At 60.7% G+C, this 23,140-nt stretch carries 21 protein-coding genes; 13 read left to right on the top strand and 8 right to left on the bottom strand.

Annotated features, from left to right (window positions below; all coding sequences use genetic code 11):
* Nucleotides 1–44: 44 nt before the first annotated feature.
* Nucleotides 45–557, bottom strand: a complete 513-nt coding sequence (locus ACA074_RS16885) for a carboxymuconolactone decarboxylase family protein (RefSeq protein ID WP_497677440.1) — start codon at nt 555–557, stop codon at nt 45–47.
* Between the two features lie 132 nt (nt 558–689).
* Here ACA074_RS16885 and ACA074_RS16880 point away from each other — a divergent pair, with 132 nt between their 5' ends.
* Nucleotides 690–1,505, top strand: a complete 816-nt coding sequence (locus ACA074_RS16880) for an AraC family transcriptional regulator (RefSeq protein WP_497614582.1) — start codon at nt 690–692, stop codon at nt 1,503–1,505.
* A 3-nt stretch (nt 1,506–1,508) separates the two neighbouring features.
* Here ACA074_RS16880 and ACA074_RS16875 read toward each other — a convergent pair whose 3' ends face one another.
* Entirely contained in the window at nt 1,509–2,402 is an 894-nt protein-coding gene (locus ACA074_RS16875) for a DMT family transporter (protein WP_497677439.1), read from the bottom strand.
* Nucleotides 2,403–2,493: 91 nt separating this feature from the next.
* Here ACA074_RS16875 and ACA074_RS16870 point away from each other — a divergent pair, with 91 nt between their 5' ends.
* Entirely contained in the window at nt 2,494–3,825 is a 1,332-nt protein-coding gene (locus ACA074_RS16870; protein ID WP_497677438.1) for an aminotransferase-like domain-containing protein, read from the top strand.
* Nucleotides 3,826–3,876: 51 nt separating this feature from the next.
* Nucleotides 3,877–4,263 (top strand): c-type cytochrome, encoded by a 387-nt coding sequence (locus ACA074_RS16865; protein WP_489880227.1) that lies wholly within the window; start codon nt 3,877–3,879, stop codon nt 4,261–4,263.
* Between the two features lie 28 nt (nt 4,264–4,291).
* Here the strand turns inward: ACA074_RS16865 and ACA074_RS16860 are convergent, their stop codons facing one another.
* A complete protein-coding gene (locus ACA074_RS16860) occupies nt 4,292–5,182 on the bottom strand; it encodes a LysR substrate-binding domain-containing protein (RefSeq protein WP_497677437.1) in 891 nt (296 codons plus the stop codon).
* 160 nt (nt 5,183–5,342) lie between these two features.
* Here ACA074_RS16860 and ACA074_RS16855 point away from each other — a divergent pair, with 160 nt between their 5' ends.
* Together ACA074_RS16855 and ACA074_RS16850 are read left to right on the top strand one after the other, a co-directional pair.
* Nucleotides 5,343–6,644, top strand: coding sequence for an NAD(P)/FAD-dependent oxidoreductase (locus ACA074_RS16855; protein ID WP_497677436.1), 1,302 nt, complete (start codon nt 5,343–5,345; stop codon nt 6,642–6,644).
* 52 nt (nt 6,645–6,696) lie between these two features.
* Nucleotides 6,697–7,785, top strand: a complete 1,089-nt coding sequence (locus tag ACA074_RS16850) for a polyamine ABC transporter substrate-binding protein (RefSeq protein WP_497677435.1) — start codon at nt 6,697–6,699, stop codon at nt 7,783–7,785.
* A gap of 137 nt (nt 7,786–7,922) precedes the next feature.
* Here the strand turns inward: ACA074_RS16850 and ACA074_RS16845 are convergent, their stop codons facing one another.
* The 3 genes from ACA074_RS16845 to ACA074_RS16835 form a co-directional block, all read right to left on the bottom strand.
* Nucleotides 7,923–9,575, bottom strand: coding sequence for a sensor domain-containing diguanylate cyclase (locus ACA074_RS16845; protein WP_489880223.1), 1,653 nt, complete (start codon nt 9,573–9,575; stop codon nt 7,923–7,925).
* Nucleotides 9,576–9,732: 157 nt separating this feature from the next.
* Nucleotides 9,733–10,173, bottom strand: a complete 441-nt coding sequence (locus ACA074_RS16840) for a phage infection protein (protein WP_497677434.1) — start codon at nt 10,171–10,173, stop codon at nt 9,733–9,735.
* A 174-nt stretch (nt 10,174–10,347) separates the two neighbouring features.
* Entirely contained in the window at nt 10,348–10,920 is a 573-nt protein-coding gene (locus ACA074_RS16835) for a chorismate mutase (protein WP_497677433.1), read from the bottom strand.
* A 199-nt stretch (nt 10,921–11,119) separates the two neighbouring features.
* Here ACA074_RS16835 and ACA074_RS16830 point away from each other — a divergent pair, with 199 nt between their 5' ends.
* The 3 genes from ACA074_RS16830 (at nt 11,120) to ACA074_RS16820 (ending at nt 14,180) form a co-directional block, all read left to right on the top strand.
* Nucleotides 11,120–12,478 (top strand): MATE family efflux transporter, encoded by a 1,359-nt coding sequence (locus tag ACA074_RS16830; RefSeq protein ID WP_497677432.1) that lies wholly within the window; start codon nt 11,120–11,122, stop codon nt 12,476–12,478.
* Nucleotides 12,479–12,564: 86 nt separating this feature from the next.
* Nucleotides 12,565–13,560 (top strand): acyltransferase family protein, encoded by a 996-nt coding sequence (locus ACA074_RS16825; protein WP_497657582.1) that lies wholly within the window; start codon nt 12,565–12,567, stop codon nt 13,558–13,560.
* Between the two features lie 62 nt (nt 13,561–13,622).
* Entirely contained in the window at nt 13,623–14,180 is a 558-nt protein-coding gene (locus ACA074_RS16820; protein ID WP_497677431.1) for a YceI family protein, read from the top strand.
* A 19-nt stretch (nt 14,181–14,199) separates the two neighbouring features.
* Here the strand turns inward: ACA074_RS16820 and ACA074_RS16815 are convergent, their stop codons facing one another.
* Nucleotides 14,200–15,237 (bottom strand): AraC family transcriptional regulator ligand-binding domain-containing protein, encoded by a 1,038-nt coding sequence (locus ACA074_RS16815; RefSeq protein WP_497677430.1) that lies wholly within the window; start codon nt 15,235–15,237, stop codon nt 14,200–14,202.
* Nucleotides 15,238–15,245: 8 nt separating this feature from the next.
* Nucleotides 15,246–16,160: a GGDEF domain-containing protein gene (locus ACA074_RS16810; protein WP_187678421.1), complete on the bottom strand. Its 915-nt coding sequence runs from the start codon at nt 16,158–16,160 to the stop codon at nt 15,246–15,248.
* A gap of 404 nt (nt 16,161–16,564) precedes the next feature.
* Between ACA074_RS16810 and ACA074_RS16805 the strand changes: the two genes are divergently transcribed.
* From ACA074_RS16805 to ACA074_RS16785, 5 genes are all read left to right on the top strand, one after another.
* Entirely contained in the window at nt 16,565–19,108 is a 2,544-nt protein-coding gene (locus tag ACA074_RS16805) for a TonB-dependent receptor (RefSeq protein WP_497677429.1), read from the top strand.
* A gap of 60 nt (nt 19,109–19,168) precedes the next feature.
* A complete protein-coding gene (locus ACA074_RS16800) occupies nt 19,169–21,073 on the top strand; it encodes a phytase (RefSeq protein WP_497677428.1) in 1,905 nt (634 codons plus the stop codon).
* A 91-nt stretch (nt 21,074–21,164) separates the two neighbouring features.
* Nucleotides 21,165–21,875, top strand: a complete 711-nt coding sequence (tolQ, locus tag ACA074_RS16795) for a protein TolQ (protein ID WP_187678418.1) — start codon at nt 21,165–21,167, stop codon at nt 21,873–21,875.
* 13 nt (nt 21,876–21,888) lie between these two features.
* On the top strand, nt 21,889–22,335 hold the full coding sequence (tolR, locus tag ACA074_RS16790) for a protein TolR (protein WP_497677427.1): 447 nt from the start codon (nt 21,889–21,891) through the stop codon (nt 22,333–22,335).
* The gene (locus tag ACA074_RS16785; protein ID WP_497677426.1) at nt 22,332–23,129 is read left to right on the top strand and encodes an energy transducer TonB; all 798 of its coding nucleotides are present in this window, start codon (nt 22,332–22,334) and stop codon (nt 23,127–23,129) included. Before tolR ends, ACA074_RS16785 begins: the two co-directional genes overlap by 4 nt.
* Nucleotides 23,130–23,140: the final 11 nt, after the last annotated feature.

Here is a 23,140-nt window from a genome sequence, read left to right as displayed (position 1 = left end):
GCTGGCAAGCCAGCTCCCACATTGGTTTTGTGTGTGGCCAGGTTTCAAATCGCCGGAAAGTCGATATCGGTCAGCGCCGCGTTGTTCAGGTAGTTGGTCAGCGACTGCACCGCCACCAGCGCTATCACCTCAATGATCTTCGTGTCATCGATCCCGGCAGCGCGGGCGGCGGCGATCTGCTCGTCGTTCAAGTGGCCGCGGCTTTGGGTGATTTGCTGGGCAAGGGCGGCGTAGGCGTTGAGTTCGCCCTGACGTGCCGCGAGGATGTCCTGCGCTGACAGCCCGGCCTTGCTTGCGAAGAACGTGTGGGCCGACAGGCAGTAATCGCAACCGTTGACCTGGGACGTGGCGAGGTAAACCGCTTCTTTCTCCTTGGCGCTCAGCGACGTTTTACCGAGTATCGTCGAGGCTTGCAGGTAGGTTTCAAGGGCGACCGGTGCCTTGGCCAGTGTGCTGAACACGTTGGGCAGGAAGCCGATTTTCTTCTTCACGCCTTCCAGCGCTGGGCGGGTGGCGTCGGTGGCGGATTCGAGGCTGATAGCGTTGATGCGGCTCATGGTGATTCTCCGAAAGACGGGCGCGAAGTGCGCCGGCGATGGAGTTAATGTTAATCAGCGCGTCTGGTGCTTTGGCTGCGGATCGTCGAGGATATGCGACAGATCGTCCAGATATTCGCTCGGGAGTCGCCCATGGATCGCCTTTCCACCTTGCTCAGCCATTTCGCTGTACATGCAGGCACTTTTCACAGCGGCGACTTTTGCGGCGTCAGCGTTCATGAGGGCGAGCAGAATGGTCATGTGCATCTGTTGCAAGCTGGCGAGTTGCTGCTCAAGCCGGGCAATCAGCGCGAGATCCGACTTGATGAGCCCGCACTGATTTTCTTCCCCAGACCCTTTGCCCATCGCATGGTGGCCGATGAGGCCATGAAGACGAAACTGGTCTGCGCATCGCTGACGTTTGATGGCGGTTCGGGCAATGCTCTGGCGGCGGCGCTGCCGGATTATCTGGTGCTCAAACTCAGCGAAATCCCGGAATTGAACAGCACCCTGGAATGGCTGTTCAAGGAAGCTTTCGAAGGTCATTGCGGGCGCGTGGCAGTAATGGATCGGCTGTTCGAATTGCTGGTGATTCTGCTGTTGCGTCACCTCATCAGCCGTCGTGATCAACAACCGGGAATGATGGCCGGGCTGGCCGATCCACGCCTGTCTCGCGCCTTGAATCTGATGCATGAACAACCAGCGAAAGCGTGGAGCGTGGCCGATCTGGCGACAGTGGCCAACCTTTCACGTGCCGGATTTGCCGAACAGTTTCGTCGCGTCGTCGGCCAGCCCCCGGCGGATTATCTGCTGAGCTGGCGGGTCAGCCTCGCGCAAAAACGCCTGCGCGAGGGCAAGCCGATTGCGCTGATCGCCGAAGAAGTCGGTTACGAAAGCCCTTCGGCGCTGGCCCGGGCATTTCGGCGCAAGACCGGATTAAGCCCCCGCGAATGGAAGGCTGGAGCCTGAGTCTTATTTCGCAAATTTCTTCGCTCCCGCCACACACAGAATCACCCCCAGCGTTACCGCGAGCATGCCGACGCTGACCTGTTCATGCAGCAACGTCGCCGCCAGTGCCAGGCCGAAAAACGGTTGCAGCAACTGCAGTTGCCCAACCGCCGCGATCCCGCCCTGCGCCAGTCCGCGATACCAGAACACAAACCCGATCAGCATGCTGAACAGCGACACATAAGCCAGGCACAGCCATGCCGACAGGCTGATGTGGTTGAACGAGGCGGGCGCCAGCCACAGGCTGAGCAGCGCCATCAGCGGCAGCGACAACAGCAGCGCCCAGCAGATCACCTGCCAGCCACCAAGAGTGCGCGACAGTTTTGCGCCTTCGGCATAACCGAGGCCGCAGGCCAGAATCGCCGCGAGCATCAGCAAGTCACCGGTGGGCGAAGCGGTCAGCCCCTGCGACAAGGCGAACCCAACCACCAATGCGCTACCCAGCACCGAAAAAAACCAGAACACCGCTCGCGGACGTTCACCGCCACGCAACACGCCAAAAATCGCCGTCGCCAGTGGCAGCAATCCTACAAACACAATCGAATGTGCCGACGTCACGTGTTGCAGCGCCAACGCCGTCAGCAATGGAAAGCCCAGCACCACACCCATCGCGACGATGAACAACGACAGCCACTGGTTGCGCGCCGGACGCCGTTCACGAAACAGCCCTAACAGAATCACTGCCAACACCCCGGCGATGGCCGCGCGCGCAACGGTGAGAAACACCGGGTCGAACTCCAGCACCGCCAGACGGGTGGCCGGCAGCGAGCCGCTGAAGATCACCACACCGATAAAGCCGTTGATCCAGCCGCTGGTTTTTTCGAGAGCCGGGTTTGTCAGGTTTGATGTCCGTTCCATACGAGGTCACGCTCAAAGGTGGGGTTGCGTTGCTGCCATCCTGCGGCCGAGAATCAGCACAATCAAAAAATTGTCATGGATACATCCCTACATGCCGCGCTCCCGCTATAAGACCCTTGTCGATGCCTATGCGACGGACATTCGCTCTGGACGCCTGGCCCCCGGCACGCGACTGCCGACTCATCGAGAACTGGCAGCAAGGGAAGGGCTGGCGCTGGTCACCGCCTCGCGGGTGTACGCCGAGCTGGAGGCGATGGGCCTGGTCAGCGGCGAAACCGGGCGCGGCACGTTTGTGCGGGAAACCTTGTTGTCGCCAGGGCAGGGCATTGATCAGAAGGACGTGGCGGTCGGCATGATCGATCTCAATTTCAACTACCCGTCATTGCCCGGTCAGGCTGATCTATTGCGTACGGCGTTGCGGCAATTGGCGTTGTCCGGGGACCTGGAATCGCTGCTGCGCTATCAACCCCACGCCGGCCGCCAGCATGAGCGCGCTTCGGTCGCGCGTCATTTGCTGAGCCGCGGCGTTAGCGTCGAGGCCGAGCAAGTGCTCATCGTCAACGGCGCCCAGCAAGGGCTGGCGGTTGCGTTGATGGCGCTGCTCAAACCGGGTGATGTGATTGCGGCGGATGCGCTGACCTATTCCGGGTTCAAAGTGCTGGCCGAAGCGCTGCATCTGGAAGTGGTGGCGATCCCGATCAACGAGCAAGGGCCTGATCTGGCGGCGTTGGACAAACTCTGCTGCAGCCGCTCGGTGCGCGCCGTGTACAGCATGCCGACTCTGCACAATCCGCTGGGCTGGGTCATGCCTCTTGAGCAGCGCGAGCAACTGGTCTCGATTGCCCGTCGGCATGATCTGACGATCATTGAGGACGCGGCCTACGCCTTTCTGGTGGAAAACCCACCGCGAACGTTGGTCGACCTGGCGCCGGAGCGCACGGTTTACGTGTCGGGACTTTCCAAGAATATCGCCACTGGTCTGCGCGTCGGTTTCATCGCGGCGCCTGCGCTCATGGTGCCGGCGCTGGAGCGCATCATCCGCGCCACCACCTGGAACACCCCCGGAATAATGACGGCGATTGCTTGCGGTTGGCTCGATGATGGCACCGTCACTCAGCTTGAGGAGCAAAAACGTAATGATGCGCGAGCCCGCCAGACAATGGCCGCCGAATTGCTCCACGGATTGCCCTGCATCACTCACCCGTCCTCGTACTTTTTGTGGCTACCGCTGCCGGAAGACGTACGCGCCGATCAGATTGTCGTGGAGTTGATGCAGCAACAGATTTCAGTCACCACCGCCGAACCGTTTTCGGTGGCGACGCACGTGCCGCATGCGATTCGGCTGGCGCTGGGGTCGGTGGACATGGAGGTATTGCGTCAGGCGTTGATCACCGTCAGAAAAGTCGTCGGCGCTTACCTGTAAACCAAAGTGCTACTCTTGCGCCGCCCGATTCCTGCCGTTCCGGAACCCTAGATGAAAAACACCGCTTCACTGTCCCTCGCCCTGATCCTCACTACTGGCCTGGTCAGCACCGCCGTGAACGCCGCAGGTGACCCTGAGGCCGGCGCAAAAATCTTTCCGCGTCTGTGTGGCGGCTGCCATCAAGTCGGCGAGTCCGCGCGTCCGGGGTTCGGCCCGCAACTCAACGGCATCATCGGTCGGCCAGCCGGGATCTCGGCGAACTACGTGTATTCCGATGCGATGAAGAATTCAGGAGTGACGTGGGATCACGAAACGCTGAAGGCTTACCTGAAAGATCCAAAAGGCGTGGTGCCGGGCACGCGGATGATTTTCTGGGGGCTGAGTGATGAGGAAAAACTCGAAAATCTGCTGGCGTATCTGCAGACGTTTCCGCAATAACAACCCGCTCGATCCCCTGCGGCAGCGCCTACAGGGCAATTGGGTTCATGGCCTGCTCGGCAAACCAGCGCATCACCAGTGTGCATTGCGGGTGCGATGCCGCCGAAGGCTGCGGACAAAGCGAATAAATCCCCCCAGTTCTTAACGGCTCACCAAACGGCACCACCAATATCCCGCGCTCGAGCGACTCCGCCGCCAGCGTCATGTCCGTCACTGCCACGCCCAATCCCCGCGCCGCCGCATCCAGTGCCAACTCATCCAGGTTGAACGGAATGTGCCGGTAATCCTCCAGCGGTTTGCCGTCATTCGCGGCCAGCCATTCGATCCATGCCTGGCGATCCGCCGAACGATGCAGCAAGGCAAAACGCAGCAACTCCTCTACCGAGCGCGGCGCGTTTGCCAGATTGGGTGAACACACCGGCACCAGCGTTTCTTCGAACAGCGTCAGGCAATCCGGGTCGGTCGACGGCTGCGGCAGATAAAGAATGTAGGCGTCACTGTCATTGCCCGGTTCGACGACTTCGGTGGCGACGGTTTCAATCGCCAGCGACACCTCGGGATGGCTCAGATAAAAGTCGCTGAGTTTCGGCAGCAGCCAACGCACCGCCAGTGACACATGCATGCGGATGCGGAATGGGCGCTTTTGGGGGGCGAGGCGTTCTTCAAGGGTTTTCAATTGATCAAGGATGCTGCGGGCGCTGGCCAGCACTTGTTCGCCTTCCGGGGTCAGGTGCAGGTTGCGGCTGGTGCGGATGAACAGAGCGACATTGAAGTGGCTTTCCAGTTGTTGGATCTGTCGGCTCACCGCGCTTTGGGTCAGGCATAGCTTTTGCGCGGCGGTGGTGAAGCTGCCGCAACCGGCGACTTCCACGAGCGCCTGCATGGCTTGCAGTGAGGGAACGTGGCGAATTTTATCCATGCGTTTTCAGAATGGCTCGATGATTTTATAGCGTTGGTCGGTCCGGCAAAGACCTTATAGATTCTAGCTCTAGCGGCAGATTTCTCCATCGGCGCATGCGATTCACGCATGAACGCCAGGCAGAAGCAAGGCGCAGAACGACAGTCGAATGAGGTGGTGCATGGAAAACGTATGTGGCTGGATCGCGCAGGCTGGCAGCTCGCCGGATCGCGGTCGCCTGAGTGGTGCGCAAAAAGCCGACTGGCTGATCATCGGCGCCGGGATCACCGGCCTCAGTGCCGCGCATACCCTCGCCGAAATGCATCCTCAGGCGCGCATTGTGGTGGTTGATCGGCAGCGGGCAGCTCAAGGTGCTTCGGCGCGCAATTCGGGTTTTGTCGTGGCCCATGAACATCCTGCACAAAGCGAGTTGATCGGCGCTCAGGGTTTCGCCGGGTTTGAAGTCGACACAATGATTTCCCGTGCGGCCAGCGAAGAAGTGCGCCAGCGGATCACTCGCCATGCGATCGACTGCGATTTTCGCGACAGCGGCTACTACTTCGCCGTTAACGACCGGGCCAAGCTCGACCATGTCGATGCCAAATTGGCGACGCTGCGCGCCCTCGGCGCCCGCGCAGAGTTTGTGCAAGGCGCGGCCCTTGCGCAGAAACTTGGCACTCGCCACTACGAAGCGGCGATCTGGTGCGGCCACGGCAACGCATTGCTGCAACCGGCCAAATATGTGAAAGGTTTGCTCAACGCATTGCCGGACACCATCACGGTTTACGAAAACACGGACATCACCGGTATCGAGCGCCTGAGCCAGGGACGGCTGCGCGCCCATACGATGGATGGCAGCATCGAAGCCAAACAGATTCTGGTCTGCCTGAACGCGTTCATTCCCCGGGTCGGCATTGCCGACAGTGCGACGTTCCCGATGGAACTCAGCGCCAGTCTCACGCGGCCGCTCAGCGATCAGGAATTTCAGGCCATCGGCGCGGTGGAGCCTTGGGGGGTGTTGTCGACCCGGCCCCTCGGCGCCACGGTGCGGCTGACTCCGGATCGCCGGGTGATGATCCGCAACACCGCCGAATACCGCACTCGCGATCTTTCCAACAGCGAACTCGCGCTACGCCGTCAGCACCATGTTCGCGGACTGCAACGGCGTTTTCCGTTCCTCGGCGAGCAAGACATTCAGTACACCTGGACCGGCCATTTGAGCGCGAGCCGCAGCGGCCAGGCGTATTTCGACCGGGTCGAAGAGGGCGTGTTTGCCGTGGCGGGCTGCAATGGTTCCGGCGTGGCGCGCGGGACGTTGTGGGGCCGGTTGTTGGCGGAGCTGGCCTCGGGCGTCGATTCGCCATTGCTGCAATCGGTGATGCAGCGGGCCGAGCCCGGTTGGCTACCGCCGCGCCCCTTCTTCGATATCGGTGCCATGCTTCGCATGCGCGTGGAGGCGGTCAGGGCCAGAACTGAAATCTGAATTTTCCGCATATCGCACAAGAACAAAAGCCACTCAACACAGGTGATAGAACATGCGCATCCATCCACTTTCTCTGACGGTCGTACTCGCGGCTACATCGGTATCCGTTTATGCCGAAGAAACCATCAACATCTCCAACTGGAATAGCTACATCGCCCCGGACACGTTGGCCAACTTCACCCAGGCCACCGGCATCAAGACCACTTACGACATCCATGACAGTAACGAAGTGCTGGAGTCGAAGTTGATGACCGGCAATACCGGTTATGACGTGGTCAGTCCGTCGAACCACTTTCTCTCGCGCCTGATCAAGGCCGGAGCGATCCAGAAACTGGACAAGGCGCAGCTGCCGAACTGGAAAAACCTCGATCCGCTGTTGATGCAGAAACTTGAAGTCAACGACCCCGGTAATCAATACGGCTATCCCTACATGTGGGGCACCGCCGGCATTGGTTACAACGTCGAGAAGATCAAGGCGATTTTCGGCAACACTGATATCACTCGCTCGTGGAAGATGTTGTTCGATGAAGAGAACATCAAAAAACTCAGTCAGTGTGGTGTGGCATTCATTGATAACCCGACCCAAGTGCTGCCGATCACCCTCAACTATCTGGGCCTGCCACCGCATAGTCACGAACCGGACGATTACAAAAAGGCTGAGCAGGCCTTACTGAAAATCCGTCCGCACATTCAGTACTTTCACGCTTCGAAATACATCAGCGATCTGGCCAACGGCAACGTCTGCGCGGTGATCGGCTTCAACGGCGACATTGTCCAGGCTGCGGCGAGTGCCAAAGAAGCGAAGAACGGCATCGACATCGCTTACTCGATCCCGGACGAAGGCACGACGTTGTGGTTCGACATGATGGTCATGCCAAAAAGCGCGCCCCATGAGAAGAACGGCTACGCCTACATGAACTACCTGCTCGAACCCAAGGTAATCGCCAACATCAGCAACAGCATCCACTACGCCAACCCTAACGCGGCGGCCAGTGAGTTCCTGAACCCGGACGTAAAGGGCGATTCGGCGATTTATCCGCCGAAAGCGGTGATGGAGAAGTTGTTCACCGTGGAAGAACTGCCGGCGAAGATTGCGCGGCTGACGACGCGGTTGTGGACCAAACTCAAAACCAACACCTGACGATCCCTGTAGCTGCCGAAGGCTCGGGCCGCGATCGGACGATCTTTTGACTTTGTTTTTTTAAATCAAGATCAAAACATCGTCCGATCGCGGCCCGAGCCTTCGGCAGCTCCTACAGGGGGGGGCGGCGCTGCACGTTAAACGCTGCTAGCCACCTGATTACGACCCGCAGCTTTCGCCTGATACAGCTGCTGATCGGCACGTTTGATCAGCGCTGTCTGGTTGTTGTCCGCCGGATCCGCCAGGCCGACGCCGATGCTCACCGTCACCTGACCGATGCCAGGGAAGTTCGCATCGGCAACCGCTGAGCGAATCTTCTCGGCGACCACTTCCGGGGTATCCGGTTGGGCGATTTCCGGCAGCAGTACGGCGAACTCTTCACCGCCGTAGCGCGCCACGAAGTCGGTGGTGCGCAGGTTGGTTTGAATCAACTGCGCCAACTGTTGCAGTACATCATCACCCACCGCGTGACCGTGAGTGTCATTGATGCGTTTGAAGTGGTCGGCGTCGATCAGCAGCAGGGCAAAAGGGCGCCCCGTGCGCCGGGACAGCAGGCTGTATTCTGTGAGTTTTTCGTCGAAGCGACGGCGGTTGTAGACGCCGGTCAAGGCATCGTGAGTCGCCAGACTCAACAGTTCTGCGTTCGCCTGCATGAGCGCGGCGGTGCGTTGCGCCACGGTGGCCTCAAGCGAAGCATTGGCTTCTTGCAGTTCGCGTTCCTTGCCGAGCAGCGATTGCGTCATCGCATCAATCGACTGGCCGAGCTGAGCAATCTCCCGCACCGGATGCTGAAGCGGGAAGTGCGCGCCGGGCTGATTGTTCTGAACCTGCCTGGCCGAGCGGACGAGTTGTTCGATCGGACGGCTCAGGTACAGCGCCAGGTAATACCCCACCAAGGCGAATACCACCGCTGCGAACACGCCCAGGAACAGCAATTTGTAGAGCAGCAGGCGCGCCGGTTGCAGCGCGGTTTCCAGTGGCTGACGGACGGCAATCGACCACGATAGCGCGGTGCCCGATGGCGTTGGTACGGTCACCATGCTGGTCAGATAGCCGTTACCCACCGACCAGCCCGGCAACGCCGAATCACCAGCCGCCAGTTGCTGGCCCATCATTGCTTCCGGGTACAGCACCTTGCCGTCGTGATCGATGATCAGTGCCTCGATATCCGGCGAGGAGTTTTTATGTGAAAACGCTGCCGATTCGACAATGCGTGTCACCCAACTCCAGTGCGCGTGTGCGCCCAGCACACCGATCGCCTGACCTTCGGCGTCATGAATCGGTGCGGCAAAATCGATGAAACGCAACGGCTCGCCATTGGGCGTACCCGGCAACAACTTGGCCAGCAGCACGGCTTCATGGGGATCGCCGGTGTATTCGCCGCGCAATCCGGACTGAAACCAGGGGCGCGCTTGTACAGATTGACCAACCAGCAAACCATTCACCGCTTGATGCACCTGGCCTTTGGCATCGGTCACCCCCATCCACGCATACTCGTTGCGGGCCTGGGTGCGCAGTTGCATCGACTTCAGTATCGCCGGGTTATCCAGATCGCCACGCTCCAGATGTGGCGCCCGGCTGAGCATATAAACCTCAAGCTGCCGTTCACGTAACTGCTCGCCCAGTAGCGTCGCCGCCGACCGTGCGGTATTCAACAGCGCATTGCCGCTGGCCTGTTTCATCTGTTCGGTGGCGATATGCCCGACATAGAAGCCCACGCTCAGTAGCGTCAGCAGGGACAAACCGGCGAACCACAGGGTCAGGTGGCTGCGCAGACTGGCTTTGAGCATGGGCGATGTCTGTCTTTATTTGAGTGGCGCCATGGTATGCGACATTGTCGATGGGCTGCCAGCGACGTAGTTCATGAAACGCGTCGAAACTGCGGGCGCAAAAAAGCCCGGCTGATCAGGCCGGGCTTTTCTGGGGGACTGCGGTAGAGCTATTGATTCATGCGACGCGGCGTTCGATCAGACGATCGGAGCCACCTTCGGCAACACGGCGTTCGATCAGACGATCAGAGCCACCTTCGGCAACACGGCGTTCTTGCAGACGATCAGAGCCACCTTCAGCAACGCGGCGTTCGATCAGACGATCGGAGCCACCTTCGGCAACGCGGCGTTCGATCAGACGATCGGAGCCACCTTCGGCAACGCGGCGTTCGATCAGACGATCGGAGCCACCTTCGGCAACACGGCGTTCGATCAGACGATCGGAGCCACCTTCGGCAACACGGCGTTCGATCAGACGATCCGAACCGCCCTCAGCCACACGACTTTCAATCAACCGATCCGAGCCGCCTTCAGCGACCATGGTGTGAGTCGGGGTTGCGGCAAAAGCGTTAACTGCGAAAACCGAGAAAGCGACGCTGAGAAGGGTTTGGCGTTTCATGATCGTGTGCTCCGGGGTGTTGTTGGTTGGTATGGAGCCGATCTTACGCCGCGGATTTTTTATGAGAACTTCATTGACGTGATGGTGAACATCGACGCCGATGATGTATAGCAAACCCACGTGTATCCAAGGTAGGAGCTGCCGCAGGCTGCGATCTTTTGATCTTCACTGCGCTCAAAGCCCCTTCACCGCCCGAACACACAACTCACCAGTGGCGCGCACCAATGCCAGCTCATGCAACACATCGTGGGTCAGACCCGTGCGCGCCTTCGCCAGCCAGACCGGGCAATTCGGGTCATGGCGATAAGGCAAGAAGTCGGCGTATTGCGCAAGCAACCGGGTTTGCAGCTCATCCAGGCGCGGGCGGATCTGCTTGCCCAGGTCAGGACGCTGCGTGTCGGGTGCGGCGCCCGCCGCTTGCCACTGCGCGAGCAAACCGTATTGCACCAGTTTGTTGGCCTCCATTTGCGCGGCGATCAATTGCGCTACATCTTCCGGGTCGAGCTTGCGCTCGGCGGCCAGCGTGCGGGCACTGGCGATGACTTGCGCCTCGCGGGGGCTGTCCTGGATCGGCTTGCCGCTGTCCCATTTGGTCAACGCGACGAGATCGCCGATGTTCAGGCGTTCGTTCAGTGTTTCCAGCAACGGTTTCAGCGCCTCAGGTGCTGGAGGGGGCGAGGCGGCTTGAGCGGTGCAGGCGAACAAAGCAAGAAGGGTGCTGGTCAGTAGTTTTCGAGATTGGGGCATGAACAGAGCCTCAATGGCTGAGATTGTAATGGGCTGTTGTTTACCACAGCTACGAGCGGTCACCTACACATCCATGGCCGTCACTCAGACGATGAACGCAACAATCAACACCCACCTGAAATGTTAATTGCACCCTGTCCCCAACTCACCGAAGCTATCCTTCATAAGCCCTCCCGCCGTCGAGATGGACCTCTATTCAATGCAAACCCCCAGCGTCAGCAAACCCCTCTGGCACACCTACCTGCTGTTCCTGGCGCCTATGGTGCTGTCCAACTTTCTGCAATCGATGTCGGGCACGGTCAACAGCATCTACATCGGCCAGATGCTTGGCATCCAGGCGCTGGCGGCGGTATCGGGGATGTTTCCCGTGGTGTTCTTTTTCATCGCCCTGGTGATTGGCCTCGGCGCGGGTGCAGGGGTGTTGATCGGTCAGGCGTGGGGTGCGCGCGAGCCGCACTTGGTCAAGGCGATTGCCGGGGCGACGCTGTTGCTGGGGGTATTGATCGGCTTGGTGGCGGCGGTGTTGGGCAGTGTGTTCGCGCGACAGGCGTTGACGGGGTTGGGGACGCCGGCGGATGTTCTGGACGATGCGGTGGCCTATGCCCATGTGATGATGTGGATTCTGCCGTCGCTGCTGGTGTTTGTATTGTTCACGCAACTACTGCGCGGAGTGAGTGACACGCTGTCGCCGTTGCTGGCGCTGGTGGTGTCGACCTGTGTCGGGCTGGCACTCACGTCGGCGCTGATTCGCGGCTGGTTCGGCCTGCCGCAACTGGGGATTCAGAGTGCGGCGTATGCGGGGCTCGCGGGTAACCTGGCGGCGATGGCGTGGCTTTCGTGGCGGCTGATTCGCAAGGGCCATCCGCTGGCGCCGGACCGGGAGTTTTTTGCGGCGCTGCGCTTCGACGGCGCGATTCTTGGCAAAGTGCTGCGCATCGGCCTGCCGACCGGCGTGCAGATGATTGTCTTGTCACTTTCAGAGCTGGTGATTCTGGCCCTGGTCAACCAGCACGGCTCGCAAGCGACAGCGGCGTATGGCGCGGTGACGCAGATCGTCAACTATGTGCAGTTCCCGGCGCTGTCGATTGCGATCACCGCTTCTATCCTCGGGGCGCAGGCCATCGGGGCAGGGAGGCTGGAACGGATGGGGCCGATTCTGCGCACCGGTCTGTTGATCAATGTGTGCCTGACCGGCGGCCTGATCGTGCTGGGCTATCTGTTGTCGCACTGGTTGCTCGGCCTGTTCCTGACCGAAGAGTCGACCCGGGCGATGGCCGAGCATCTGCTGCACATCATGTTGTGGAGTCTGTTGGTGTTCGGCTTCCAGGCGATCATCGGCGGCATCATGCGCGCCAGCGGCACGGTGTTGGTGCCGGTGGTGATTGCGATCATTTGTGTAGTCGGGGTGCAGTTGCCGGCTGCGTATTGGCTGGATGGCCAGTATGGTTTGCAGGGTGTGTGGATGGCGTTTCCGGTGGCGTATCTCGGGATGCTGGTGTTGCAGACTCTGTATTACAAACTGGTCTGGCAGCATCAGAAGATCGAGCGGCTGGTTTGATCCATGCGGGAGCAGAAAACTCTGTTTTCGCGGAGCAAAGCGTCGTAGGTTACGCAGCACAAATATAAGAACGTTCGAGGTTGTAGGTGGGGGCTTTTCGACTGCTGTTGGCCGTTCTGGTCGCCGTGTCTCATATGGGCAAGACCATCGCTGGGCTTAATCCCGGGGTGGTCGCCGTCATTTCTTTCCTGATCATCAGCGGTTTTGTGATGACTTCGCTGATTGAGCGCAATTACCACACGCCAGAGAAAATCAGCCTGTTTTATCTGGATAGAGCGCTCAGACTGTATCCCCAGTTCCTGTTGTATTTCGGCATGTCCTGCGCGGTCATTTACTGGCTCTTGCCCGGAACCGGGCAGGCGGCTGAACTGACGTTCTCGCGGATCGCCAGCAGTCTTGCCATCGTGCCACTGGGTTTCTATATGTTCGGAGTTGCCAGCACATGGATTCTGCCTCCAGCGTGGTCGTTGGGATTGGAGGTTTGTTTCTACCTGCTGATTCCGTTTCTGCTCATCTTCAGGCTGCGAGGCGTTGCGTTCGTCTTATCTGTCAGCGTTTTTCTAGTGGCGTGCCTCGGCTACATCGACACCGATATCTACGGCTATCGATTGTTGCCGGGCGCACTGTTCATGTTTCTCTGCGGTAGTTATTTGTATGGCGCGCGGGCCAGGGGCATGGTCATCGCTGCCAGCACCGCTGGGGTGGCCGCCCTGATATTCGTGGCCATCATGGCGGGAGTGATCGAGCGCCGACCCAACAACGCAGAGGTGACTCTGGGGATAGCGTTGGGTGTCCCGGCCGTTTACCTGTTGAGCAGGCTCAAGTCCCGCTGGATGGACGAGTTTCTAGGCAACATCAGCTACGGCGTGTTTCTCAACCACTTTGTGGTGATGTACGCCCTGTATGCTCTCTGGCCGGCTGATTACGACGCTCAAAGGGTTATTACGGTATTGATGCTGTCGTTGCTGTTGAGCTGCGTTTCGTATTACTACGTCGAGCGCCCGGTGCTGGCGCTTCGTCACCGGCTGCGACGCGGTGTCAGGTATGGCGCGACGTCCTCGCACGGCGGCGAGGTGGCGTAACCGCCGGTTGTTTGCTTAAGTCAACCAAGTCCCTCGACGGCAGCGCTGCCCGGAGAAATTCCATGTCGATCCGATTGCTGCTGGCTGTCGCGTTTTACCTGTGCGCCACCCCTGCCGTGCAGGCTGTCGAGTACAACCGCGTCAACACCACCGCCAGCCAGATCAGTTTCACCTACAACCAGATGGGCTCGCGGATGTATGGCACCTTTGGCAAGTTCGATGCGACCCTGGACTTCGACACCGATAACCTCGCCAGCGCCCGCACCACGTTGCGCATCGACCTCAGCAGCATCGACGCCGGCAGTGAAGACGCCAACACTGAATTGGTGAAACCGGCGTGGTTCGACACGCAGCAATTCCCCGTGGCGCTATTCGAATCCAGTCATTTCACGCAAGTGGCCGAAAACCGCTACCTGGTCGCCGGCCAGCTCACTCTCAAAGGCATCACCCGTGAGGTGCAAGTGCCGGTGGAGTTGAAGCCGGACAGCGTCATCGGCATTTTCGACGGTGAGTTGCTGCTCAAACGCGACGAGTTTGGCCTCGGCGTGGGGGAGTGGGCGGACACGGTGGTGTCCAAGGACATCGCCATCAAGTTTCGGGTCGTGGCGCCCCAGCAGTGACTTCAGGTCATGCGCAGGATCAATGGCTGCCGAACAACTGGCGGATGAGATTCGGTGTGCTGCCGGTCCAGCGCTTGAAGGAGCGCCGGAAGTTCGCCGGATCACTGAAGCTCAGGTAATCGGCCACTTCCTCGTTGCTCAGTCCTTTGACCTGATACAGGTACAGCGCGACGTGTTTGCGCACCAGATCCACTAGTTGTTGGAACCCGGTGTCGTGTTTTTGCAGTTTGCGTTTGAGGGTGGCCGGGCTCATGGCGAATGCCTGCGCGGCTTGTTCCAGACTCGGCGGCTGGCGGACTTGATCTTGCAAGTGGCGGTACAGGCAATCGGTGAAGCTTTCGGCAAACCCCAGTTGCTCGATCTGCCGCACGGCTTCCTGACGGGCGACCTGGCCGGCAGTCGCCGAGGCGTCGGGCCAGGGCCGGGCGAGAAACTCGCGGGGAATGCGCATCAAGTCCAGCGGGCGTTTGAACTGAGTCTGCTCGCCCAGATGCACCCAATATTGTTCGACGTAACGCGGCTCGGCATGGCTGAAACTGCATTCCCATGGCAGACGTTCGCCGCTGAGCCACTGACTCATGGCCACCAGAGACGTCATGCCCGCTTCCAGCAAAAACCGCCATTGTTCGCCGGCACCGCAACTGTCCAGCCAATAGACGTACGCAAAGCGCTCATCCAGCAGCAGGCGCGGCGTCATCAAGGGGCTGAGCAGGGCTTGTTGCTGGACCAGCGTATCGAGCGCCTGATGCAGGTTTTGCGCGTGACGCAAGGCGTGGCTGGCGGCGCCGTAGTGACCGGGCAGCAAGCGCTGGCCGAAGAGGAAGCTGCTGTCATCGGCGTCGAGCAAGCGGCGACTATTGTCGATCAGGCCGAGAAACTGCTGCGGGCTGAGGCGCGTCTGGCCGGCCAGAATGTCTTCATGGAACAGGCCTGTACCGCGCAAAAGACGATGGCTGTCGATATCGCGAGACAGGGCCAGATCGATCAATGTCGCGGGTTGGTAATGCCCGGGGATGAAGCGACTGTCGGCTTCGTACCAAGTGGATTTAACGGTCATGGTCGGCCTCAGGCGCTTTTGGCTAAGGGCGATTTGGCGCGGGCCAGTGCCAGGTTTAGGCGTTTGAGCAGCACTTCGGGCGTCTCGTCCAGGGCCATGACCGCCGCCGTGCTGGCCGCCAGTTGCAGGCGTTCGCCATGCTGTCGGGTCTTGTGCGCCAGGGCGTGTACGGCGGCTTGCAGCTCTTGCGCGAGCAGTTGCGCCTGACGCTCGCCGGTGTTTGGCAGCAACACCACAAAGCGATCACCGGCCAATCGGCAGAGCAAATCCTGACGGCGCAGATTGAGCAGCAGCAAATGGCTGAGGGCCTGCAACACCGCGTCCCCCTCGGCATGTCCGTAGGCCTGATTGATCGCGGCAAAGTTGTCCAGATCCAGCACCAGCAATGACAGCGGTTGCTGGTGCGCGATGCTCTCGCCAAGGCTGTCGGCCAGTTGCCGCTTGAGATAGTCGGCACCGCCCAGCGGGGTGAGCTTGTCGAACAGCCGATGCTCGCGGAACAGCCGCTCGCGTTTTTCCATTTGCGCGCTGATCGCCAGTTGTTCGCGGTGCCAGTGATAGATGCCGATGGTCAGCAGAATCATGCCCACCGGCATCGGCCCCGACTCCAGCCAGTGATCCCAGGTGATGCTGTCGGGCAGGCGGATGAATTCGTCGAGGCTGTCGATCCACCAGGAAAAGAAGATGCAGCTCAGGCCCAGCGCCAGGTAATTGGTCACGCGCCCGGCCGGACGGCTTTTCAGTACCAGCCCCAGCCAGACCAGTGCCAACAGCGCCGAGCCGCCTTCGCCGATGATGTCCAGCCAGACCCATTCACTGAATGACTTCAGGTCGCCGCAGGCCAGATGCAGAAGCAGACCGAGGTTGGCCGCCAGCAGCAGTGCAGCGAGTTTCCAACGGTGAGGTTTGAGCACTGAGAACATGGCCGCGATCCTTTGGCGAAGAAGCAATGCGCGTCAGCACAGCAGATGTTTGTGACAGCCGGGTGACGGCGTGGGGAGGTCGAATCAGCTCATCGAGGCGGGTGATTTTTTTCGCAAAACACCACCGACCCTGTGGGAGCGAGCCTGCTCGCGAAGGCGGTGGGTCAGCAAACGCATTGTGAATGACACACCGCCTTCGCGAGCAGGCTCGCTCCCACAGGAGACGATGGTGGTTTGAAGAGGTCATTTCAGCTCATTTGTCCCCGCAGTACCCGCGAAACCCCGGGTTTACGGGCTCTGCCGCCACGTCCTGTCACAGAAGCGTCATCCGTCGCCCCTAGCTTGCCCTCTCAGTTGCTGGGCCATTTGCCTGGCCTGACCGGACTCTTTGGGGGAGAACAATCATGTACCAGCGCAGCAGTCATCCGCGCAGCGGCACCGTCGGGCTCTTCAGTTTCGCCCTGACCGCATTGGCCATGGCGATGGCCAGTGAGCGCCTGCACGCCGCCGACGCCACCGCCAATGTCGAGCACGTCGAAGTCGTCGGCCAGGCCGCCAGCATCGACTCGGCGCTCAAGCAGCAGCGCCGCTCCGACAGCATCGAAAGCGTGGTGCATGCCGACGGCGTGGCGCAGTTGCCGGACGAAAACGTCGCTGAAGCGGCGCAGCGTTTGCCGGGCATCAGCGTTGAACGTGATCAGGGCGAAGGGCGTTTTGTCAGCGTGCGCGGCCTGGGGCCGGACCTGAACAGCGTGACCATCAACGGCACGCTGGTGCCGTCGCCGGAAAGCGAGCGCCGCGCCGTAGCCCTCGATGTGTTGCCCTCGGAGCTGGTGCAGTCGCTGTCGGTTATCAAAACCCTGACCCCGGACATGGACGCCAACTCGCTGGGTGGCACGGTCGACGTCAGAAGCCTCTCGGCCTTCGATCACAAAGGCCTGTTCTATACCGGCGGCACCGAAGCCAGCTACGACAAGAACAGCCACCAGACCAGCCCGAAATTTTCCGGCGCAATCAGTGACCGTTTCAGCCTCGGTGACGGCATCGACAACTTCGGTGTGGCTGCCGCGCTGAGCTGGCAGAAGCGCGATTTCGGTTCCGACAACGTCGAAACCGGCGGCGCCTGGGATTTCCAGCGCGGTGCGCAATTGGAAGAGTTCGAACAGCGTGACTACGACATCAGCCGCGAACGCACCGGCGGCGGTCTGAACTTCGATTACAAGCCCGACGACCTGAGCAGCTATTACCTGCGCACCCTCTACAGCCGCTACAAGGACAGCGAAACCCGCAACTCCACCAGCATCGAATTCGCCGAGCCGCAAGCCGCCGGCGTACTGGGCGATGCCGAAGGCTCACGCAAACTGAAGCAGCGCGAAGAAACCCAGGAAATTCAGTCCTACGTGTTCGGCGGCGAACGCATGTTCGGGCTGTGGACCCTCAGCGGCCAGGCCGGTTACAGCCGCTCCAGCGAAGACAGCCCCGGCCACATCGCCAATGCGGCGTTCGCGGGCAATGACGATTTCAGCGACAGCGGTTTCTACAGCAACGACAAGCCACGGCCGATCATTGGCCAAGGCTTCTACGACGCCAACAACTTCAGCCTCGACAAGGTCGACTGGGAAAAGCAGAACACCAAGGACACCGAGAAAAATCTGCGCCTGGATCTGGCCCGTGACTATGACTTGAGCGGCTATGCGTCTCAGGTCAAGTTCGGCGGCAAAGTCAGCCGCCGCAACAAGGACAACGACCTCGACGCCCGGGTCTACGAGGACTTCGATGACCTCGGCTTTAGCGACGATCAACTCAACCTCAGCCGCTTCGCCAAGGGCTCGGTGGATTATCGTCTCGGCCAGTTCGGGCCGGGCATCAGCGGCAGCGCGATCAAGAACCTGATCGGCGGGCTCAACCGCGACGACTTCTATGACGAGACCGAATCGACCGTCAACGACTTCAAGATGCGCGAGGACATCAACGCCGGCTACCTGATGAACACGATCGACATCGACGACTGGCGCTTCATCGCAGGTCTGCGTTACGAGGGCACCGAGTTCGAAGCCAAAGGCACTGGCGCCACTGACGGCGACTTCGAGGCCACCGAAACCAAGCGTCGTTACCACCACTGGCTGCCGGGCCTGCACGCACGCTATCAACTGGACAAAAACACCCAGGTTCGCGCGGCGTGGACCAAATCCGTGGTGCGCCCGACCTTTGGCCAACTGGCGCCGGGTTTTGTCATTGATGACGACGAGGCAACGTTCGGCAACCCGGACCTCAAACCGCTGGAGTCGAGCAACCTCGACCTCGGTATCGAACACTACATGGGCCATGCCGGTACGGTGTCGGCGTTCGTGTTCTACAAAGACATCAAGAACTTCGTCTACAACACCGACCTGGCCGGCACGGGCGCCTGGACCGATTTCTCCGAAGCGAACACCTTTGCCAACGGCGACAGCGCCAAACTCTATGGCCTGGAGTTGGCCTACTCACAGAAATTCGACTGGCTGCCGGCGCCGTGGAACGGCTTGCTGCTGGGTGCCAACACCACCTTCAGCCGCTCTGACGCCGAGATCGAAGGCTTCGACGCGGCCAGCGGGCGCAACCGCAAACGCAGCATTGATCTGCCGAGCCAGTCCGACACCGTGGGCAACCTGATGCTCGGCTGGGAGAACGACAAGGTCAGCCTGCGCCTGTCGGCCAACTACAAATCCGACTACCTCTACGAGTTGGCCTCGATCAACGACAAGGCCCACGACCTGCATGTCGATGCGCAAACCTTTGTCGATTTCAGCGCGCGCTATTCGCTGAGCAAAAACCTGCAACTGAGCTTCGAGGCGCAAAACCTCACTGACGAGCCGTACTTCGTATCCACCGGCCACCGCTCCTACAACGGCCAGTACGAAGAGTACGGCCCGACCTACAAGCTCGGCCTGACCTTCACCCACTTCTAAGCCTCGGAGGGCGGCCGGGTGCCGCCGTCGATCCATGCACGACAAGGATTCTGCCGGTTCATGAGTATTTCTCTGCGACATAAACATTGGCTGTTGGGCGCACTGATCGCGCTGGCTGCCGGCCAGACGCTGGCCGCCACACCGAGCCTGACGCTCACCCCTTGGGCGCCGAAACTGACGCTTGAAGAACTGAGTTTTTTACCGGGTGACCTGCGCTTGGGCGTCAGTCCCGTCAACGGCCTGTTGTTACTCGATGACCAAGGCGCGGAGCTGGCGCGCCTGAAGGGCTCTTTCAGCAGTCTGGACAGTCGCGCCGATGATCGCCGGGTGTGGGTGGCCAGCCTCGACAACGCCAACCAGCAGGCACTGGTGGTCGGGCTTGACCCGGCCAAGCGCACCTGGGGCACGCCGCTGCATTTGCCCGCGCGGGATTTTGCGGTCAACGGCGTGTGTCTGTATCGCGATGACGCCGACAACCTGTTCGTGTTTCTGGTGGGCGAGGAGGGCAAGGGCGAGCAATGGCTGGTGGGCAAGGGTGCGAAGCTGAACGCGCAGGCGCAACGGGTGCGCGGTTTGCCGCTGCCACCGTCGGCGAAGTTCTGCCGGGTCGATGACGCCGCGCATCAGTTGGTGGTCAATGAAGAGAATGTCGGCTGGTGGGCTTACCCGGCGCGGGCTGAAGGCGATGTAACGCGTTCGCCAGTGGCCATGCGTGAACCGTTCGGCCAGATCAAAGCCGAGGCGGGCGCCGTCGCGCTGGTGCCTGGCGGCATTGTCGGCCTCGATCCGAAAGCTGCGCAATTGCATCTGTTTCAGCAACAGGGTGAGCGCTGGACGGTGCAGGCAACGTTGCCTGTGCCTGGCCTTAAAGAACCGGAAAACCTCGCCCTGCGCGAAACCGCCAAAGGCCTGCAAGTGTTGATCCGCGACGATGATGATGGCCGTGTCTATCAAGGCGACCTCGACTGGCGCGCGACACCGTTGGCATTGCCGCCAGTGCTGCCGAGCGTCGCGGCGCAAGTGCAGAGCGACCCGGTGGCACGCCAGGGCGATGCGGCGGACGATCCGGCGATCTGGGTGCATCCGCAGCAGCCATCCCTCAGCCGCGTGCTCGGCACCAACAAGAAGCAAGGTCTGCTGGTGTATGACCTGCAAGGCAAATTGGTGCAGGAGTTGCCGGTTGGGCGTTTGAACAACGTCGACGTGCGACCGAACTTCAAACTCGGCGAGCAGACCGTCGATCTGGCGGTGGCCAGCCATCGCGATCACAACAGCCTCAGCCTGTTCGCCATCGACCGCCGCAGTGGCGAGTTGCGCGACATCGGCGAAGTGCCGACGCCGCTCAAAGACATCTACGGCATTTGCCTGTACCAGCCGGCCAGCGGCGAGATCTACGCGATCGCCAACGACAAGGACGGCACCTTCCTGCAATACCGCCTCGCTGCGCCGAACGGCAAGGTGCAGGGCGAGTTGGTGCGCCAGTTCAAAGTCGACAGTCAGCCTGAAGGGTGTGTCGCCGACGACCAGCGTCAGCGCCTGTTTCTTGGTGAAGAGGATGTCGGCGTCTGGGCCGTGGATGCCCGCGCCGATCAGCCTGCGACCCTCGCCAGTGTGATCAAGGTCGGTGGCCCGTTGCATGCCGATGTCGAAGGTCTGGCGTTGTATCAGAGCGCGGCGCGCGACTATCTGGTGGTGTCCAGCCAGGGCAACGACAGCTATCTGCTGCTGGATGCCGAACCGCCATTCGCCGTGCGCGGTGCGTTCCGGGTTGGCCTCAACGCGGATGCAGGGATAGACGGTGCCTCGGAAACCGATGGTCTGGAAGTCACTTCAGCCAACCTCGGCGGGCCGTGGGGCAAAGGCTTGCTGGTGGTGCAGGACGGCCGCAAGCGTATGCCCGAGCAAAGTCAGAACTTCAAGTTCGTGCCGTGGGATGAAGTCACCCAGGCGCTGAAGTTGCCCTGAGCTGTCATCAATCGGTCATTTGTTTTTCATCGAATAGCGACGCGGTCGACGTCTCTGGCGGCGACCGCCATTGCCCACAAGGAGTTTCACCATGCAGGCCACACTCGAACACATGACAATCTGGGGGCTGATCAGCGATGCGAGCCTGTTGGTCAAGGCCGTGATGCTCATTCTGCTGCTGGCGTCGATGCTCAGTTGGTATCTGATCGTGCTGCGCAGTCGCGTACTGCGACAACGTGAGCGACGCCTGAATGATTTCGTCCAGCGTTTCCGCCACACCCCGGAGTTGTTGCCGCTGTATCGCGAGTCGGCGCAGGTGGCGGTGGCCGAGGCCGGGATCGAGCCGATCTTCAATGCCGGATTTGCCGAGTTCAATCACCTGAACCGGCACGCTGACGGCAACGCCGATGCGGTGCAGGAAGGCGTCGAACGCGCGCTGCACGTCGCCATCAGCGAGCAGGAAGTGCAACTGGAAAAGGGCCTGCAGTTTCTCGCCACGGTCGGTTCGGTCAGCCCTTACATCGGCCTGTTCGGCACCGTGTGGGGGATCATGAATTCGTTTCTTGGTTTGTCTCAGGTGCAGCAAGCGACGCTGTCGACGGTGGCGCCGGGCATTGCCGAAGCGTTGATCGCCACGGCCATCGGCCTGTTCGCGGCGATCCCTGCGGTCATCGCCTACAACCGCTTTTCGGCACGCAGCCAGACTTTGCTCACCCGTTACTACGCCTTTGGCAACGAGCTGCAAGTGCGCCTGCATCGGCAATTGCACGGCTCGCCGTTGAACCTCGCCGCTGCGGCCTGAAAGGAGAAACACGATGCTAGTCAGGCCGCAACGCAAGCACGGGCCAAAGGCCGAAATGAACGTGGTGCCGTATATCGACGTGATGCTGGTACTGCTGGTGATTTTCATGGTCACCGCGCCGATGCTCACCCACGGCGTGAAGGTCGAGCTGCCGAAGATCGCCAGCGAAGCCCTGGCTACCGACACGCGCCAGCAAATCCTGACGTTGTCGGTGAAAGTCGAGGGTGGTTATTACTGGAATCTGGGCGGCGAACTCGACACCCAACATCAGACCGACAGCGCCGTGGCCCTTGATGAAATGCGCGCCAAGGTCGAGCAGATCGTCGCGCAGCGTGCTGACACGCAGGTGTACATCCGCGCCGATAAGGACGCCGGTTACGGCAGTGTTGTGGCGGCCATGGCGGCGTTGCAACAGGGTGGTGTCACTAACCTCGGGCTGGTGACCGAGGCCCCGCAATGACGGCGATGATCATGCACAGTCCTGCAACGATTTGCGCGCCGATGCCGCGCAACCCTTTCTGGCAACACAGCCTCGCGGCGACGCTGGCGGTGGCCTTGCACGTCGTGGTGCTAGTGCTGCTGATCAACGCCTGGTCGCCGCCGATCCCGCAGGTTCCGCCACCTCGGGTGCTGACCACGCAATTAGTGATGGTGGCACCGCCCGTCGCGCAACCTCCCGCGCCTGAACCGACGCCTGCACCGGTCATCGAGCCGGTGGCGGCGGCGCCGGTCGAACCCGTCAAGCCAAAGGCCGAGCCAGCACCGCAAACGCAAAAGATCGAGCAGGCTGCCTTGGCGCGCAAGCGAGTGGAAGAGCGCAAACGCGAGCAACTGGCCGAGCAACAACGCGAGCAAGCGCGCAAGCGTGAAGATGACGCCGCCCGGCAACGTCTGGCGCAGCAACAGGCTGCGCAGCAACAGGCCGCCCAGGCCCAACAGCAGGCGCAGCAGGCCGAACGTGCGCGCCAGCAGGCGCTGGCCGACAGCCGCCAATACCTGCCGCTGAGCAAAGAAGCGCCGGAATATCCGGAGCGGGCGCTGGATAAAAACATCGAAGGTGATTGCTCCGTGGAATACACGGTCAACCCGCAAGGCCGGGTCGAAAACCCCAAGGTGCTGGACGGCTGCCATCCATTGTTTATTCGCCCATCGATGGCCGCGGCGCAAACCTTCCGTTATCAGCCGCGGATCATCGACGGCGTCGCCGTGTCAGTGCCGGCGGTGCGCAATACCTTTCACTATCGGATCAAGTGAATACGGCGGCG

The sequence above is a fragment of the Pseudomonas sp. LBUM1655 genome (genome assembly GCF_059716085.1).
This window is presented reverse-complemented; position numbering and strand designations above follow the sequence as displayed.

What these genes read in the sequence shown, in the direction of transcription:
- ACA074_RS16835 (WP_497677433.1), bottom strand. Translation starts at nt 10,920, where the DNA reads ATGCCCCAATCTCGAAAACTACTGACCAGCACCCTTCTTGCTTTGTTC.
- ACA074_RS16810 (WP_187678421.1), bottom strand. Translation starts at nt 16,160, where the DNA reads ATGTTCTCAGTGCTCAAACCTCACCGTTGGAAACTCGCTGCACTGCTG.
- ACA074_RS16805 (WP_497677429.1), top strand. Translation starts at nt 16,565, where the DNA reads ATGTACCAGCGCAGCAGTCATCCGCGCAGCGGCACCGTCGGGCTCTTC.
- ACA074_RS16860 (WP_497677437.1), bottom strand. Translation starts at nt 5,182, where the DNA reads ATGGATAAAATTCGCCACGTTCCCTCACTGCAAGCCATGCAGGCGCTC.
- ACA074_RS16880 (WP_497614582.1), top strand. Translation starts at nt 690, where the DNA reads ATGGATCGCCTTTCCACCTTGCTCAGCCATTTCGCTGTACATGCAGGC.
- ACA074_RS16830 (WP_497677432.1), top strand. Translation starts at nt 11,120, where the DNA reads ATGCAAACCCCCAGCGTCAGCAAACCCCTCTGGCACACCTACCTGCTG.
- tolQ (WP_187678418.1), top strand. Translation starts at nt 21,165, where the DNA reads ATGCAGGCCACACTCGAACACATGACAATCTGGGGGCTGATCAGCGAT.
- ACA074_RS16855 (WP_497677436.1), top strand. Translation starts at nt 5,343, where the DNA reads ATGGAAAACGTATGTGGCTGGATCGCGCAGGCTGGCAGCTCGCCGGAT.
- ACA074_RS16785 (WP_497677426.1), top strand. Translation starts at nt 22,332, where the DNA reads ATGACGGCGATGATCATGCACAGTCCTGCAACGATTTGCGCGCCGATG.
- ACA074_RS16885 (WP_497677440.1), bottom strand. Translation starts at nt 557, where the DNA reads ATGAGCCGCATCAACGCTATCAGCCTCGAATCCGCCACCGACGCCACC.
- ACA074_RS16875 (WP_497677439.1), bottom strand. Translation starts at nt 2,402, where the DNA reads ATGGAACGGACATCAAACCTGACAAACCCGGCTCTCGAAAAAACCAGC.
- ACA074_RS16840 (WP_497677434.1), bottom strand. Translation starts at nt 10,173, where the DNA reads ATGAAACGCCAAACCCTTCTCAGCGTCGCTTTCTCGGTTTTCGCAGTT.
- ACA074_RS16850 (WP_497677435.1), top strand. Translation starts at nt 6,697, where the DNA reads ATGCGCATCCATCCACTTTCTCTGACGGTCGTACTCGCGGCTACATCG.
- ACA074_RS16870 (WP_497677438.1), top strand. Translation starts at nt 2,494, where the DNA reads ATGCCGCGCTCCCGCTATAAGACCCTTGTCGATGCCTATGCGACGGAC.
- ACA074_RS16845 (WP_489880223.1), bottom strand. Translation starts at nt 9,575, where the DNA reads ATGCTCAAAGCCAGTCTGCGCAGCCACCTGACCCTGTGGTTCGCCGGT.
- ACA074_RS16815 (WP_497677430.1), bottom strand. Translation starts at nt 15,237, where the DNA reads ATGACCGTTAAATCCACTTGGTACGAAGCCGACAGTCGCTTCATCCCC.
- tolR (WP_497677427.1), top strand. Translation starts at nt 21,889, where the DNA reads ATGCTAGTCAGGCCGCAACGCAAGCACGGGCCAAAGGCCGAAATGAAC.
- ACA074_RS16820 (WP_497677431.1), top strand. Translation starts at nt 13,623, where the DNA reads ATGTCGATCCGATTGCTGCTGGCTGTCGCGTTTTACCTGTGCGCCACC.
- ACA074_RS16800 (WP_497677428.1), top strand. Translation starts at nt 19,169, where the DNA reads ATGAGTATTTCTCTGCGACATAAACATTGGCTGTTGGGCGCACTGATC.
- ACA074_RS16865 (WP_489880227.1), top strand. Translation starts at nt 3,877, where the DNA reads ATGAAAAACACCGCTTCACTGTCCCTCGCCCTGATCCTCACTACTGGC.